The organism is Tetzosporium hominis (assembly GCF_002265435.1).
Classification (GTDB): Bacteria; Bacillota; Bacilli; order Bacillales_A; family Planococcaceae; genus Chryseomicrobium; species Chryseomicrobium hominis.
Genome location: NZ_NOKQ01000052.1, coordinates 1 through 205, shown reverse-complemented (window position 1 = coordinate 205; position 205 = coordinate 1). Strand labels below are relative to the sequence as shown.

At 46.3% G+C, this 205-nt stretch carries 1 protein-coding gene; it reads right to left on the bottom strand.

What is annotated here, in order from left to right; all coding sequences use genetic code 11:
• Positions 1 to 205 (bottom strand): beta-N-acetylglucosaminidase domain-containing protein (locus CF394_RS00165; RefSeq protein ID WP_133079766.1); only part of this gene is annotated, 205 nt, incomplete at both ends.

The window sequence follows — 205 nt, the reverse complement described above, 5'->3', positions numbered from 1 at the left end:
TCCCACTTGGTCATATCTTGCATCAAGCGGTTGTAGCTATTGTAGCCTCCAACTGGGCTTGGTGCATCATCTGCAAGGATACCAAATTCGCGGACACCCACTTTCATCAACTGGGTAAATTTGGCCTTGATAGTTGCCAAATCTTCTTGGTAATGTGCTTCATTGCCAAAGCGGATGCGGTTGTTCATGAATGGATGGATAGTCC